Genomic DNA, 14,411 nt, shown 5'->3' with positions numbered 1-14,411 from the left:
GGCGGCTAGTTCATCTTGTCCAGCACCTCCCGCACCCGCCGGGCGTCCCGGATCCGCTGCTCGTACGTCGCACCGACGGCGAGCAGCAGGAGCCCGGCGAGTGCGGGAGGCACCCAGCGGGGCAGCGCGCCCGCTATCTGGACGAGGTACGGGGCGAGTTCGTGCAGCGCGTCCAGGGTGAGCACGACTCCGCCGATGAGGAGCGGCGCCTGGAGGTGGTGCCGGGCGCCCAGCAGGGTGACCAGGAGCGCCGCCGCGCCGAGCAGCAGCGGACGCAGCCAGTGCGGATCGCCCCAGGCCGCGACGAGGCTCGGCACGAGCGTGGCGGCGAGCCCTGGGCCGTACGCCGTCCATGACGAGGCGCCCGGGTCACGGCGCCTGCGCAGGGCGCCGACGAGCAGCGCCGGGACGGTCACCGGCAGCGTGTACGCCTCCGGCGTTTCCACGTCCCAGGAGGCCAGCCGCACCCAGGTCGCCAGGACGAACAGGGCGGCTGCCGCATAGCCGACGGGGCGGCGATCGGACCGGACGGCGGTGCCCGCGGCGATCACGCCGCACAGGGCGAGCACCAGGGCGAGCATCGGCGGGTCGGCGACGGTCAGAGCGACGGCGAGAAGTCCGGCGACGGCTCCGGTCACCTCCACCGGCACGGTCGCCGGCGAGCCGGAGGAGCCGCCGAACCGCACGGCGAGCAGGGCCGCGGCCACGGGCACCGCCAGGACGAGCAGCGCCGTGTGCTCAGGCCGCCAGCCCGCTGAGGCGCCGATCGCGCAGGTCAGCGCAGAGGCGTACGCAAGCGCGGCCGGGGCCGTGACAGGAGCCAGACGCGCGAACCACGAGGCCGCCGCGAACAGCACGGTCAGGGCGACGAGCACCACCAGCGTCGCGGTCTCGGAGGCGAGGGACAGGAAGGCGAGGGAGAGCGAGGTCGCCAGCGAGAGGACGACGGCGGTCACGCGCGCGTGCGGGGACAGGCGGGCAGTCGCCGCTGCCACAAGGGCGGCCACCGTCGTGATGCCCTGGGCCGACAAGCCGATCTCATAGGAGAGTTCGAAGACCGCAGGGAGGACGAGCGCGGTCGCCCAGGTCAGAACCAGCACACCGGTCAGGGCCCGCGGACGCCAGATCGCGTTCCGGACGACCGCCGCCAGCACACCGGCGATGACGGCCAGGACGACAGCGGCCGCCGCCGCGTACGGCGGCCACGGGACGTCGGCCGTCACCGCGGCGCGGGCGTCCGACGGCACGCCGGTCCAGGGCCGCACCGCCCAGCCGACAGGACCGAGCAGCGCGACCCCGACGACCGGCAGGGCCCAGAGCAGCGCCAGCCCCTGGACCGCGCCGGAGGCCCACGCGAGGCCGCGGCCCACCGGCTCGGGAAGCCGCCCGCGTACCGCCGCCAACAGCGCGACACCACCCGCCAGATAACCGATGACCGTCCAGTCGCCGGGCAGGACCGCACGCAGGACCCCGCCGAGCGCCGCGACCAGCAGGAGACCGCCGGTCAGTGCCGTACCCGTGGCCGTGCCTGGTTTCGGCAAACGCCACGCGGCACCCAGCGCGATCACCGCCCCGAGGGTCAGCAGGACCCCTGCACGGGCGGCGGCGCCAGGGCCGACCGCGTCCCAGGAGAGCCAGCCGGCCGCCAGTACGCCCCCGCCGCCCATGCCGTACGCGCCGACGGCGGCGACCACCCGCACGGACCTGGCGGCGCTCCGGAGGGCCACCATCGTGTCGAACCCGGCCGTCACCAGGAGCGCGGCCGTGATCCAGTACGGACCCGCGGCGACCGCGATCGCCCAGAGAAGCAGCGGGAGCTGGGCAGCGGCCAGAGCGGCGGGCAGGGGCAGGCGGAGCGGGAGGCGCCGGACCTGCTCCGGCGCAGGGTGGTCCAAGGCGGGGGAGGCGACGCCGGGCAGCAGACCGAGCCCCCGGCCGTACGCCGCCCACACCCCGGCCAGCACGCCCGACGCGGCCGCCGCGTACCCCGTGCCGTCCACGTCCGTGAGCGCGGCCGCGTGCAGGGCGTAGGCGTCGAGCACCGTCAGCGCGAGTCCGAGCCCGGCCACCGACTCGGCCGTCGAGCGCAGCCCGCGCCGCAGCAGCGGCACCGGCGCGGCGAGTGCGGCCAGCGTGACCGAGCCGAGCACCAGGGCCCGCCCGGCGATCCCGAGGTGTCCCCAGCTGACCAGCGTGAAGGCCGTCGCGGCGACGGTGAGCAGGACGCCGCCGAGCAGGAGGAGCACGTTCTGGACGCGCGGCGCGGAGGCCTCGGGACGGGGTGCGACAGGTACCGGCGGGACCGGCTGCGCCTGCAGCGCGGCGACCAGCCAGGCGCGCCGCGCCAGCAACTGGGCCCGGCGGGCATCGAGTTGCCGCAGCTCGGCGTCGAGGAGCCGCAGCTCGTCGGCCGGGGGCGGGATGTGTGTCATGCCCCGGAGTGTGGTCCCCGTCACGTCGTACGGCATGAGTGCGCGTACTCAGAACGTACTCAGCTCGCACACAGGGAGGCTCCGCACGGGCACACTCGGTACATGGACTGGTGCCACTACCGCTTTCGCAGCGTCTGGAACCTTCCGGCACAGCCGCACCGGGTGTACGCGGTGCTGGAGCGGGCCGAGGAGTATCCGCGCTGGTGGCCGCAGGTACGGGAGGTGACTCCCCTCGGCAGCCGGCTTGGTGTGGCCCGCTTCCGTTCCCTCCTGCCGTACGACCTCGTCGTCACCGCCCATGAGCGGCGGCGGGATCCGGCAGCCGGGGTGCTGGAGGTCGGCATGACCGGCGATCTGGAGGGCTGGGCTCGCTGGACGGTCGCCTCGGCGCCCGGCGGCAGCGGCACGCGCGCGTGGTACGACCAGGAGGTCGAGGTCCGCAAGCCGGTCATGCGGCGGCTCGCCGTGCCCGCGCGTGGTCTGTTCCGTGCCAACCACGCCCTGATGATGCGCGGCGGGCGCCGCGGACTGACCGCCCTGCTGAGTTCGGTCTGACGGGGCGCCCTGCTGAACGCGGTTTGAACGACACCCACCGGGCCCTGTATGGTTCAGTGCGTTCCCGGGCGATTAGCTCAGTGGGAGAGCGCTTCGTTCACACCGAAGAGGTCACTGGTTCGAACCCAGTATCGCCCACCCGGAGAGGCCGGTCCGCCAGCAGGCGGGCCGGTTTTCTGTTGTGCCCAGCGTCCTGTCGTGCTCAGGCCGCCGCCGGCAACTCCGGCCGCAGCGGCCACGCCGGGTCCACCGCCTCCTGTGTGCCGCTCCGGGCGAACCAGGCCTGCAGCCCACGCGCCTGTGCCGCATGCCATACCGCCTGCAGCGTGTGGAGCTCGGCCGCCGACAGCCGCTCGAGGCGGGCCGCGAACCGCCGGCCTATCGCCCGTACGACGTCCAGGGCGGCCTGCGCGTCGGCCGCCGCGTCATGGGCGCCGTCCAGCACCACGCCGTAGTGCTCGCACAGATCGGTCAGCGTGCGACGGCCCTTGCGGTAGCGGTCCAGGTGCTTGTCCAGAACCCGCGGATCGAGCACGCACAGCGGGGAGCTCTCCAGGTAGTGGGAGAGAGAGGAGGCCCGATGCCGCCTCAACTCCCTGTCCAGCAGCGTCAGATCGAACGGCGCGTTCATCACCACGAGCGGGCGGCCCGCCGCCACATGCTCCGCGAGCGTCCTGGCCACCTCCTCCATCACCGGGGCCGGCCAGCGGCCGTTGCGGTGCAGGTGATCCTCCGTCAGTCCGTGCACCGCCGTGGCTGCTTCGGGCACCGGAACGCCCGGATTCACCAGCCAGCGGGTCACACGCGCGCGAAGCCCCGCGGCGTCCTGCACGACGACGGCGGCGGACACGATCCGGTCGGTCTCCACGTCCACGCCGGTGGTCTCGGTGTCGAAGGCAACCAGGGGCCCCTCGTACCAGCACGTCATACGCACACAACTCCTCGTTCACCCTTCGGCAGTTGACGTGCGTCCCCTGCCCCGACCTGGTGATACCCGGCCGTTTGCGGCGTACGCAGGGGGGAGACAACACAGATACGGGTCAGGGAACTTCAGTGGCTCGAACAGGGATTCAACGGGGATTCACCACAGCGGAAGGCTTGTTGGAGATGGCGCTCGCGCAGCCCGAAAGGGGCGGGCTGCTGCCCGAGCGGATTGCTCCGCCGCGCGGCTCGCTCGCCACCACCGCCTGTATGGAGACGCTGCAGGTGGGCTATCTGCATGCCGTCGCGGCCGCCGCGGGCTGCTCGCTGTCCCAGCCCTTTCCGGACAACGGCATCGACTGGCACGTCAGTCACAGCGCCCCCGGGCACACGGTCGACGACGAGGTCACCATCAAGGTGCAGCTCAAGGCCACGTACCAGATCCCGCCGAACCCGCCAGGGCCTGCCTTCTCGTTCACGCTCGACAACGCGCACCTGGCGAAGCTCGCCCGCACCCCGGTCTCGGTGCACAAGATCCTCGTCGTGATGATCGTGCCCAGGTCCCAGGACGACTGGCTGCGCGCCGGACACGACCGGCTCGACCTGCGCCACTGCTGCTACTGGATCAACCTCGCCGGGCACCCCGTCACCGGCCGCCGCAGGACCACCGTGCGCATACCGACCTCGCGCATCTTCGACGACCGGGCGCTCTGCGAGATCATGACGCGGGTCGGGACGGGAGGAAAACCGTGACGCACCGTCCGATCGACGAGCCACTTCGCCCCGTAGGCGCCATGCGGGCGCACCCCGCCGACGCCGCGGCGCTCGGCGCGCAGCCGCCCGAGCCCGACCAGGTCGACCCCGCCGTGCTCAGCGCGCTGCTCCACCGCCACGGCTGGCAGCGCCGCGGCGGCGCCGCGGGGCGGTACGCGCGCTGGACCCCGCCGGGCCCGGGCAGCAGCCGTACGAGCCTGCTCGTGCCGGAGAGCCGCGCCTTCCCGGACAGCGAGGACCTGCTCGGCGAGGCTCTTGTCGCGCTGAGCCGCAGCGGCACGCCCGCCGCCCGCGAGGTGCTCGTCGGGCTCGCTGTGCCCAGCGACGAGATCCGCTGGTGGCGCGATGTGCCCACCGGGCCGGCGGGCGCCGCGGCCTGGCCGGCGGAGGAGCAGCTGAGGACCGCCGCACGGCAGGTGCTCCTCGCCGCGGCACTCGCGGTGCGCGGGCGCGCCGGGTACCACGGGGCCCGCCACCGGCGGCCAGCTGCGGCGTCGCTCGAGAGCGTCCTGGTGGGGGCCGCGCCGGGCGGGCGCCAGCTCACCGCGTTCGTTCCCCTCACACCGGGGCGCCCCCTGGCCGTACGGCTCCATCAGGCGCTCTACGCGGCCCGCGAGGCCATCGACTACCGGCGGGCCACCGGCGGCATGGACGCCTTCGACGGAGCCGTCGAGGCGGGCGTCAGCCATGAGCTGACGGAGGCGCTGGTCGCCCTGGTCCGCGGCTCGCAGGGCGCCCGCATCGCCGTGGAGTGGGCCCCGGCCGCCGGGGTCCCCGAAGGGTGCGCGACGCCCGCAGAGCCGGTCGAGTTCTCGCCCGGCGACCTGTCCGTACTGCGTGAGGCGAGCGCGCGCTACATGCGCGTGGAGCCGTCGGTTCCGGTGCGTCTCACCGGCACCGTGGTGCGTATGCGCAGGTCAGGGCCGCGCGGCGAGGGCACGGTGCGGCTGCGTGTCATTGCGGGCGCGGAGGTGCCGCACGTACGCCTGACGCTGGACGAGGAGGCGTACCGGATAGCCGGACACGCGCATCTCGTCGGGCTGCCGATCCGGGTGCACGGGAGGCTGGAGAGCCGTGGCGGCTTCCGCAGGCTGACCGGGGCGTCCGGGGTGGCACCCGTGCAGGTGGACGACGCCGAGCGGGACCGGCTGATGAAGTCCCTCCAGGAGAACCTCGACTTCCTCGAGGAGGCGTGTGGCGCCGACGACTGACCTCTGCCGGGCGGTGCTCAGGCTGTCGGACGGTGGGCGTAGAGGTCCCGCAGGAGGGCGATCTCCGCGCCGTGGTGCAGCATCTCGCGGTTGATGTGCAGGACGAGTGTGGCCATGGGCTCCTCCGCGTACGGGCCCTCGGCCGGGCCGCACGGGCGGGCGAGGCCGCTCTCGCCCAGGCCGCGCACCCCGGCCGTCCACTCCGCGTACGCGGCGTCCAGCCGGTCGAGGGCCTCCGAGGCCGTGCCGGGATAGTCGTACGTCGTGTAGTCCACGGGCGCCGCCCCGAAATGCGAGGCGTTACGGGCTCCCAGGACGCCCACCAGAATGTGTCCCAGGCGCCAGGCGATCGTCGTCACTGGCGCGGGCTGCGGCTCGGGGTACGCGTAGTCGATGGCGAAGTCACCGGAGCCGGCCGCCATCGGAGCGGTGCTCGTGCCGCGCCTGCGCACGCTCCAGCAGTCGGGCACCGGCTCCCAGAAGTACTCGTCGTCGGTCAGCCCCACCAGGCGAAGGCGCAGCTGGTGGCCCCAGTGCCAGTCGAGCTGGTCGAAGAGGAGCTTGTTCCAGTCGAGTGCCATGCGGCTCACACTAGGACGCCGGGCGCGTGGCGGCCCGCTGACCGCCCGTGTCCGGGAAACCGTTTCGCGACCGGGCCCGGCGAGTCGGTACGATCCGTTAGTGCGTCGCTTATCTGGTGGCGTGCGCAATCCACCTTCAGGCAGGAGAGACCGGTGTCAGACGTCCGTGTGATCATCCATCGCGATTCCGAGCGGGAAGAGCGCGTGGTGACGACGGGCACTACGGCCGCCGACCTCTTCGCCGGTGAGCGCACCATCGTCGCGGCCCGCGTGGACGGGCAGCTGAAGGACCTCGCGTACGAGATCAAGGACGGCGAGAAGGTCGAGCCCGTCGAGATCTCCTCCGAGGACGGGCTGAACATCCTGCGGCACTCGACCGCGCACGTCATGGCGCAGGCCGTGCAGGAGCTCTTCCCCGAGGCCAAGCTGGGCATCGGCCCGCCGGTCAGGGACGGCTTCTACTACGACTTCGACGTCGAGCGGCCGTTCACCCCCGAGGATCTCAAGGCCATCGAGAAGAAGATGCAGGAGATCCAGAAGCGCGGCCAGCGCTTCTCGCGGCGCGTCGTCACCGACGAGGCCGCACGCGAGGAGCTCGCCGACGAGCCGTACAAGCTGGAGCTCATCGGCCTCAAGGGCTCCGCGTCCTCGGACGACGGCGCGAACGTCGAGGTCGGCGCGGGCGAGCTGACCATCTACGACAACCTCGACGCCAAGACCGGCGAGCTGTGCTGGAAGGACCTCTGCCGGGGTCCGCACCTGCCCACCACCCGGAACATCCCGGCGTTCAAGCTGATGCGGAACGCGGCGGCGTACTGGCGCGGCAGCGAGAAGAACCCCATGCTGCAGCGCATCTACGGCACCGCCTGGCCGTCCAAGGACGAGCTCAAGGCGCACCTGGAGTTCCTCGCCGAGGCGGAGAAGCGCGACCACCGCAAGCTCGGCGCCGAGCTGGACCTGTTCTCCATCCCGGACCAGATCGGCTCCGGTCTCGCGGTCTTCCACCCCAAGGGCGGCATCATCCGCCGGGTCATGGAGGACTACTCGCGGCGACGCCACGAGGAAGAGGGCTACGAGTTCGTCTACACCCCGCACGCCACCAAGGGGAAGCTCTTCGAGACCTCGGGCCACCTGGACTGGTACGCCGACGGCATGTACCCGCCCATGCAGCTCGACGAGGGCGTGGACTACTACCTCAAGCCCATGAACTGCCCGATGCACAACCTGATCTTCGACGCGCGCGGCCGCTCGTACCGTGAACTGCCGCTGCGCCTGTTCGAGTTCGGGACCGTGTACCGGTACGAGAAGTCGGGCGTGGTACACGGCCTCACCCGCGCCCGCGGCTTCACCCAGGACGACGCGCACATCTACTGCACCAAGGAGCAGATGGCGGACGAGCTCGACTCGACGCTGACCTTCGTACTGAACCTGCTGCGCGACTACGGTCTGACCGACTTCTACCTCGAGCTGTCCACCAAGGACCCGGAGAAGTTCGTCGGCTCCGACGAGGTCTGGGAGGAGGCCACCGAGACGCTGCGCAAGGTGGCCGAGAAGCAGGGCCTCCCGCTGGTCCCGGACCCGGGCGGCGCGGCCTTCTACGGCCCGAAGATCTCCGTCCAGGCCAAGGACGCCATCGGCCGCACCTGGCAGATGTCCACCGTGCAGCTGGACTTCAACCTGCCGGAGCGCTTCAACCTCGAGTACACCGGCCCGGACGGTTCCAAGCAGCGGCCGGTGATGATCCACCGCGCGCTGTTCGGCTCGATCGAGCGTTTCTTCGCGGTACTCCTCGAGCACTACGCGGGTGCGTTCCCGGCGTGGCTGGCTCCAGTGCAGGCCGTCGGCATCCCCGTCGGTGACACCCACGTGCCGTACCTGCAGGAGTTCGCGGCCGAGGCCAAGAAGCGCGGCCTGCGGATGGAGGTCGACGCCTCGTCCGACCGGATGCAGAAGAAGATCAGGAACCAGCAGAAGCAGAAGGTCCCCTTCATGATCATCGTCGGTGACGACGACATGCAGGCCGGGACGGTCTCCTTCCGCTACCGCGACGGTTCGCAGGAGAACGGCATTCCGCGCGAGGAGGCGCTCGACAAGATCGTTGACGTGGTGGAGCGCCGGATCCAGGTCTGAGGCACCGACCGTTCACGTGGGTTCAGGGCCCCGGGGACTTCCCCGGGGCCCTTTCTCCGTGCACGCGGTCTCCCTGCGCGTGCGCCCGAGTGCCTCTCGCCTGGCCCGCGCGTGCCTCGTCCTCTCGCTTGAACACCTGGATGAGCCAGGACGAGAACGAGCCGGTTGCGGCGGCGAGCAGGGCCAGGCCGCAACACATCAGTCCGACGGCGACCAGGCGCCCCATCGGTGTCACCGGCACCACGTCGCCGTAACCGACGGTCGCGAGCGTGGAGCACGTCCACCAGACGGCCTCCCCGAACGTCCGGATGCTGGCGCCTTCCGCCGTGTGTTCGGCGTGGTAGACGGCGAGGGCCCCGGAGAAGCCGAGCAGGACCACCGACATGCTCGCGTAGGCCATCACGCGCGCGTACACGGCCAGCCGCGGTTCATGTCGCCGGCGCTGCATCGCCTCGTAGAGCCGTACGAAGCGCAGGGGCCGGAGCAGAGGCAGCAGGAGCACGATCGTGTCCAGCCAGTGTTTCCGTACGAACCGGATTCCTTGGCCGCTCGTGCGCCACAGCACCGCGTAGTCCACGACGAACAGGCCCCAGGAGGCGATGGCCACCGTGAGACAGGCGTCGCGCCAGTGGTCGGGCAGGGAGTCGCCGAGCACCCACACCGCGTACGCGGCGAGATACACGAGCGATGCCACACCGAGCGGGATCTCCGTCCGGCTCTCCCAGCGTGCCTGCCTGCTGCCGGGGTGTGACGAGCGGCTGTGGTGGTCCATCCGGCCAGCTTGGCCGGGTGCCGTACGGGGCCGCCCCGGCGACACGTTCCGAACGGGCGAAGCCATATGCTGCACAGCATGACGAGTGAGCCGGAGCAGCAGATCGGAGTGGGGACGCAGGACGCGTTCCAGCGTTTGTGGACCCCCCACCGGATGGCGTACATCCAGGGCGAGAACAAGCCGACCGGTCCGGGGGCGGACGACGGCTGCCCCTTCTGCTCGATCCCGGGCAAGTCCGACGAGGACGGGCTCGTCGTCGCACGCGGCGAGCATGTGTACGCGGTGCTCAATCTGTACCCGTACAACGGCGGCCACCTCATGGTCGTGCCCTACCGCCACGTGGCCGACTACACGGATCTGACCCGGCCGGAGACCGCCGAGCTCGCCGAGCTCACCAAGCAGGCCATGACGGCGCTGCGCAACGCCTCCGGTGCGCACGGCTTCAACATCGGCATGAACCAGGGCACGGTGGCGGGCGCTGGCATCGCGGCCCACCTGCATCAGCACATCGTGCCGCGGTGGGGCGGGGACACGAACTTCATGCCGGTCGTCGGCCACACCAAGGTGCTGCCGCAGCTGCTGGCCGACACCCGCAAGATGATCGCGGACGCCTGGCCCACGGCGTAGCCGCGGCCGGACGCATCGGCCGAGAACCCTCTACGCCTCGTACAGGTCCGCAGTCGTCGGCTTCGCGTCCTGGACCAGGTTGCTCAGGAACAGCGAGCGGGTGCCGAACTGCTCCGTGTCGACGCCGTTCTCGGCAAGCACCTTGATCGCCGCGGCGTGCACCACGCGCAGTACAGGCGTGGCGGTGCGCAGTGCGTCGTCGGCCATGAAGCGGTGCCGCCAGGGCTTGGCCGCCCAGGCGTGCCGCAGGCCGAACGGCTCGGGGAGCTTGATCTTGCCGCCCAGGAAGTCGAGCAGCGGCGGATACCAGGTGAAGGGGGCGCGCACCGCGAGGCGCACCACCTCATGGGGCTCGACCAGGGGCAGCTTCTTCTCGTAGGTCTCCCAGAACCTGACCGGCTTGTGGACCTCCTCCACCTTGGCCTTGGGCTTCGTGGTGAAGAGGGAGTGCACAGGCCCCAGCGCATGCCCGGTGACCTCGATGCGCAACGTCTCGTGCAGCACCGTCACGGTGATCAGCATGGTGATCACCAACTGGCCGTCCCAGAGCGTGAACTGCACACCCAGATAGTGGCGGTCACCGCTGCCGAACTGCTGCTCGTTGCAGATGCGCTGGACCTCGTGCTGCCTGATCTGGAAGGCCTCCACGTCCGTGCCGGTCGGCCGGGACACCTCGTCGGCGTTCTCACCGATGGGCGAGACGATCCAGTGCCGTATGGAGGGGGTGGGGAAGCCGCCGGTGTGCAGCGGGCCGCGTTCCAGCATCCGCAGCTGGTCGTGGATGGACCGGATGACGTCCCAGCTGCGGAAGGGGTGGATCTCCGTGCCCTTCTCGCGCGGCACAAGCTCCTCGGCGAGCTGCCAGCTGCCCCAGCGGGTGCCCATGCCCAGGATGCCCTTGGGCCCGGCGTAGAAGACGGTGTTGGACTGCTGCTCGGCGGTCAGCCGGGCCAGGCCCTGGCGGAGCCGCTCGGCCGCGGTCTCACCGGGGCTGCCCGGCACCGCCTCGGGGATCTTCGCGCCGACGCCCCCGCCGGCCAGCAGGCTGCCCCAGCGCTCGCGCATGTCCTTGGCGGTCCGCTCGCAGATCTGCCTCGCCCAGAACCAGCCGGCCACGGGTGCGACCATCGCCGCGCGCGTGTACCAGGCCCAGAAGCCGTCGAACGGCAGCCGGAGTAGGAAGACCACGGCCAGCACGCCCACGGCAGCCAGGACGGCGGTCGCCAGTACGGAGGCGCGCTTGTCCTCGGTCTTGGCGACCATGCTTCTGATCTGGAAGACCAGCAGCCACACCGCGAGGCCCGGCAGGAAGAGCAGCCCGCACAGCACCATCACGGCCGTGAGCCAGCTGTCGCGCTCGCGGCGGAGGCGGTTCGCGGCCAGGCAGTGCTCCACGACCGCCTGAGGTTCGGTTCCGAAGGACTGGATGAGCGGCTTGCGGGCGCCGCCCAGCATCCGGACCTGGACGGCACGCGCGAAGGCCTCGCCGAGGTTCGGCTTGAAGAGGTTCCACCAAAGGCCCTTCTTCAGCTCGCACTTGTGCCATTCGCTGTTGGCCTTGAGGATCTCCTCGACGTCGTTGTCCCGGTACGCGGCCGAGGCGAGGGCCATCGTCGCCGCCGTCTGGCCCGCGGAGCCCGACAGCGGAACCTGGGCCCCGGGCCTGAAATCGAATACGTCGTCCGCCACTGCCGCCCCCATCGCCGCCGCGCCTTCGATGCTGCGGCCCTTCCCGACTTCCTTGCCCCGCACACCTGTTGATCGGCTCATCGGCTTGATCGCCCATCAGCTTGATCAGGTCATCAGCGTATCGGGGAGCACCGACATCCGTCAGTGGGCCTACGGGGGCGCACACGCAGCACGTCAGGTGCGGTCGCACACCCAGCACGTCACCAGCGGCATGTGCAGGCGGGCAGGCCGAAGGCCGCCCGCCCAGAAGGGGATTGGGCGGATGGCCCCGGCGACCGGGCCGCCCGGCCGGGCCTCGGCGTGAGACCCGGACGGGACGTTTCAGCGATCGACTGCTGGAACTAGGCGGCCTCGCGGGCCTGTTCGCGGACCTTGTCGGCGATCCCCGGCGGCATCGGCTCGTGCCGTGCGTAGCGGCGGCTGAACCGCGCGGTGCCGTGCGAGATCGACCGCAAGTCCACCGCATAGCGGTCGATCTCGATCTCGGGAACCTCGGCCCGTACGAGCGTGCGCCCGCCGGGCGCCTGCTCGGTGCCGACCACCCGGCCGCGCCGCCCCGACAGATCGCTCATCACCGGGCCGACGTAGTCGTCGCCGACGAGTACCTGGACCTCGGCGACCGGCTCCAGCAGATGGATCCTGACGTCCGATGCGGCCTCCCGCAGCGCGAGGGCGCCCGCCGTCTGGAACGCGGCGTCGGAGGAGTCCACCGAGTGCGCCTTGCCGTCGAGCAGCGTGACCCGTACGTCGATGAGCGGATAGCCGGCGGCGACGCCCTTCGCGGCCTGGGCGCGCACGCCCTTCTCGACGGACGGGATGAACTGCCGCGGCACCGCGCCGCCGACGACCTTGTCCACGAACTCGATGCCCGAGCCGCCTGGCAGCGGCTCCACCTCGATCTCGCAGATCGCGTACTGACCGTGACCGCCCGACTGCTTCACATGGCGGCCGCGCCCGGCGGACTTGCCCGCGAACGTCTCCCGTAGGGAGACCTTGTGCGGTACGACGTCGACCTGCACGCCGTAGCGCCCGCGCAGCCGCTCCAGGACGACGTCCGCATGCGCCTCGCCCAGGCACCACAGCACCACCTGGTGGGTGTCCTGGTTCTGCTCCAGGCGCAGCGTCGGATCCTCCGCGACCAGCCGGGCGAGGCCCTGGGAGAGCTTGTCCTCGTCCGCCTTGCTGTGTGCCTGGATGGCCACCGGCAGCAGCGGATCGGGCATGTCCCACGGCTCCATCAGCAGCGGTTTGTCCTTGGCCGACAGGGTGTCGCCGGTCTCGGCGCGGCTGAGCTTCGCCACGCAAGCGAGATCGCCCGCGATGGCCTGCGAGAGGGTCCGCTGTTGCTTGCCGAAGGGGGCCGACAGAGCGCCGACGCGCTCGTCGACGTCGTGGTCCTCGTGCCCCCGGTCGGCCAGGCCATGCCCCGAGACGTGCACGGTCTCGTCGGGGCGCAGGGTGCCCGAGAAGACGCGTACCAGCGACACCCGGCCGACGTAGGGATCGGACGCGGTCTTGACGACCTCCGCCACCAGCGGTCCCTCCGGATCACAGGTCACCTGCGGCCCGGGTTTGCCCTCCGGCGTCGTGACAGTCGGGCACTCGTGCTCCAGGGGCGTGGGGAAACCGCGGGTGATCAGATCCAGGAGCTCCACCGTGCCCAGACCCTGCCGGGCGCCCCCCGCAGCGGGTGCGGCGGCCAGTACGGGATGGAAGCTGCCGCGGGCGACAGCGCGCTCCAGATCCTCGATCAGCGTCTTGACGTCGATCTCCTCGCCGCCGAGATAGCGGTCCATGAGGGTCTCGTCCTCGCTCTCGGCGATGATCCCCTCGATCAGCCGGTTGCGTGCCTCCTCGATCAGCGGGAGTTGGTCAGGGACCGGTTCCGACTCCTTCCGCTCCCCGGACGCGTAGTCGAACAGCCGCTGGGTCAGCAGCCCGATCAGGCCCGTCACGGGCGCGTGCCCGTCCGGTCCCGGCTCGCCTCGCAGCGGCAGGTAGAGCGGCAGTACGGCGTCGGGGTCGTCCCCGCCGAACGTCTCCGCACAGATCCGCGTCATCTCCTCGAAGTCGGCCCGCGCCGCCTCCAGGTGCGTGATCACGATCGCTCGCGGCATGCCGACCGCCGCGCACTCCTCCCACACCATGCGGGTCGAGCCGTCGACGCCGTCTGCCGCCGAGACGACGAAGAGGGCCGCGTCCGCTGCTCGCAGACCGGCCCGCAACTCCCCGACGAAATCGGCGTAGCCGGGGGTGTCCAAAATGTTGATCTTGTAGCCGTCCCATTCGACGGGAACCAGCGAGAGCTGCACCGAGCGCTGCTGGCGGTGCTCGATCTCGTCGTAGTCCGAGACGGTGCCGCCGTCCTCCACGCGGCCCGCCCGGTTCACCGCCCCCGCGGTCAGCGCGAGGGCCTCCACCAGAGTCGTCTTGCCCGATCCGCTGTGGCCGACCAGAACCACATTCCGTACGGACGAGGGGTGGTCGGCCGTCGCTGCCCTGCCGGCGGCTCCGGGGTGTGCATTCGCCTTGTCGCCCATTCTCCTGCCTCCCGGTTTCGTGCACGGTGAGGTCTGTCAGGGCGTGGACCTGCGGCTTTCCTTCCTCCAGCCATGGGCCGGGGGCACCCCAGCGGTGGCGGCTCCGGCGACGCCCCGATGTTTTCGAGCTTTGCACTCCCGTAACGGTGCGTCCATACGTCGTACGAGATCACCCGGCC

The 14,411-nt window shown here is 71.3% G+C and carries 11 protein-coding genes and 1 tRNA gene; 6 read left to right on the top strand and 6 right to left on the bottom strand.

All coding sequences use genetic code 11. The annotated features are described in order from the left end of the window. Positions 1-5: 5 nt before the first annotated feature. Entirely contained in the window at positions 6-2,468 is a 2,463-nt protein-coding gene (locus STSP_RS12050) for an SCO7613 C-terminal domain-containing membrane protein (protein ID WP_067275886.1), read from the bottom strand. Between the two features lie 66 nt (positions 2,469-2,534). On the opposite strand from STSP_RS12050, the gene STSP_RS12045 reads away from it, so the two are divergent. Then, complete coding sequence (locus STSP_RS12045; RefSeq protein WP_067275884.1) at positions 2,535-2,987, top strand: SRPBCC family protein; 453 nt, start codon at positions 2,535-2,537, stop codon at positions 2,985-2,987. A gap of 66 nt (positions 2,988-3,053) precedes the next feature. Beyond that, positions 3,054-3,125, top strand: a tRNA-Val gene (locus tag STSP_RS12040). A gap of 64 nt (positions 3,126-3,189) precedes the next feature. On the opposite strand, the gene STSP_RS12035 is transcribed toward STSP_RS12040, so the two are convergent. Beyond that, a complete protein-coding gene (locus STSP_RS12035; protein WP_067275881.1) occupies positions 3,190-3,915 on the bottom strand; it encodes a 3'-5' exonuclease in 726 nt (241 codons plus the stop codon). Between the two features lie 179 nt (positions 3,916-4,094). Between STSP_RS12035 and STSP_RS12030 the strand changes: the two genes are divergently transcribed. Beyond that, complete coding sequence (locus STSP_RS12030; protein ID WP_067275879.1) at positions 4,095-4,661, top strand: DUF4365 domain-containing protein; 567 nt, start codon at positions 4,095-4,097, stop codon at positions 4,659-4,661. Then, the gene (locus STSP_RS12025; RefSeq protein ID WP_067275876.1) at positions 4,658-5,893 is read left to right on the top strand and encodes a hypothetical protein; all 1,236 of its coding nucleotides are present in this window, start codon (positions 4,658-4,660) and stop codon (positions 5,891-5,893) included. The genes STSP_RS12030 and STSP_RS12025 overlap by 4 nt, the downstream gene beginning before the upstream one ends. Before the next feature lie 17 nt (positions 5,894-5,910). Here STSP_RS12025 and STSP_RS12020 read toward each other — a convergent pair whose 3' ends face one another. After that, positions 5,911-6,474 (bottom strand): DinB family protein, encoded by a 564-nt coding sequence (locus tag STSP_RS12020; protein ID WP_067275873.1) that lies wholly within the window; start codon positions 6,472-6,474, stop codon positions 5,911-5,913. 153 nt (positions 6,475-6,627) lie between these two features. Here STSP_RS12020 and thrS point away from each other — a divergent pair, with 153 nt between their 5' ends. Next, the gene (thrS, locus tag STSP_RS12015) at positions 6,628-8,604 is read left to right on the top strand and encodes a threonine--tRNA ligase (protein WP_067275871.1); all 1,977 of its coding nucleotides are present in this window, start codon (positions 6,628-6,630) and stop codon (positions 8,602-8,604) included. A 22-nt stretch (positions 8,605-8,626) separates the two neighbouring features. Here thrS and STSP_RS12010 read toward each other — a convergent pair whose 3' ends face one another. Then, complete coding sequence (locus tag STSP_RS12010) at positions 8,627-9,376, bottom strand: potassium channel family protein (RefSeq protein WP_232789605.1); 750 nt, start codon at positions 9,374-9,376, stop codon at positions 8,627-8,629. Between the two features lie 66 nt (positions 9,377-9,442). On the opposite strand from STSP_RS12010, the gene STSP_RS12005 reads away from it, so the two are divergent. Continuing rightward, the gene (locus STSP_RS12005) at positions 9,443-10,003 is read left to right on the top strand and encodes an HIT family protein (protein WP_067275870.1); all 561 of its coding nucleotides are present in this window, start codon (positions 9,443-9,445) and stop codon (positions 10,001-10,003) included. A 30-nt stretch (positions 10,004-10,033) separates the two neighbouring features. On the opposite strand, the gene STSP_RS12000 is transcribed toward STSP_RS12005, so the two are convergent. Both STSP_RS12000 and STSP_RS11995 read right to left on the bottom strand, forming a co-directional pair. Continuing rightward, positions 10,034-11,704, bottom strand: a complete 1,671-nt coding sequence (locus STSP_RS12000; RefSeq protein ID WP_067275923.1) for a hypothetical protein — start codon at positions 11,702-11,704, stop codon at positions 10,034-10,036. Between the two features lie 329 nt (positions 11,705-12,033). Beyond that, positions 12,034-14,232: an elongation factor G-like protein EF-G2 gene (locus STSP_RS11995; RefSeq protein WP_067275867.1), complete on the bottom strand. Its 2,199-nt coding sequence runs from the start codon at positions 14,230-14,232 to the stop codon at positions 12,034-12,036. Between the last annotated feature and the right edge of the window lie 179 nt (positions 14,233-14,411).

Origin of the sequence: Streptomyces jeddahensis (genome assembly GCF_001642995.1) — a bacterium.
GTDB classification, from domain to species: Bacteria; Actinomycetota; Actinomycetes; order Streptomycetales; family Streptomycetaceae; genus Streptomyces; species Streptomyces jeddahensis.
This window is presented reverse-complemented; position numbering and strand designations above follow the sequence as displayed.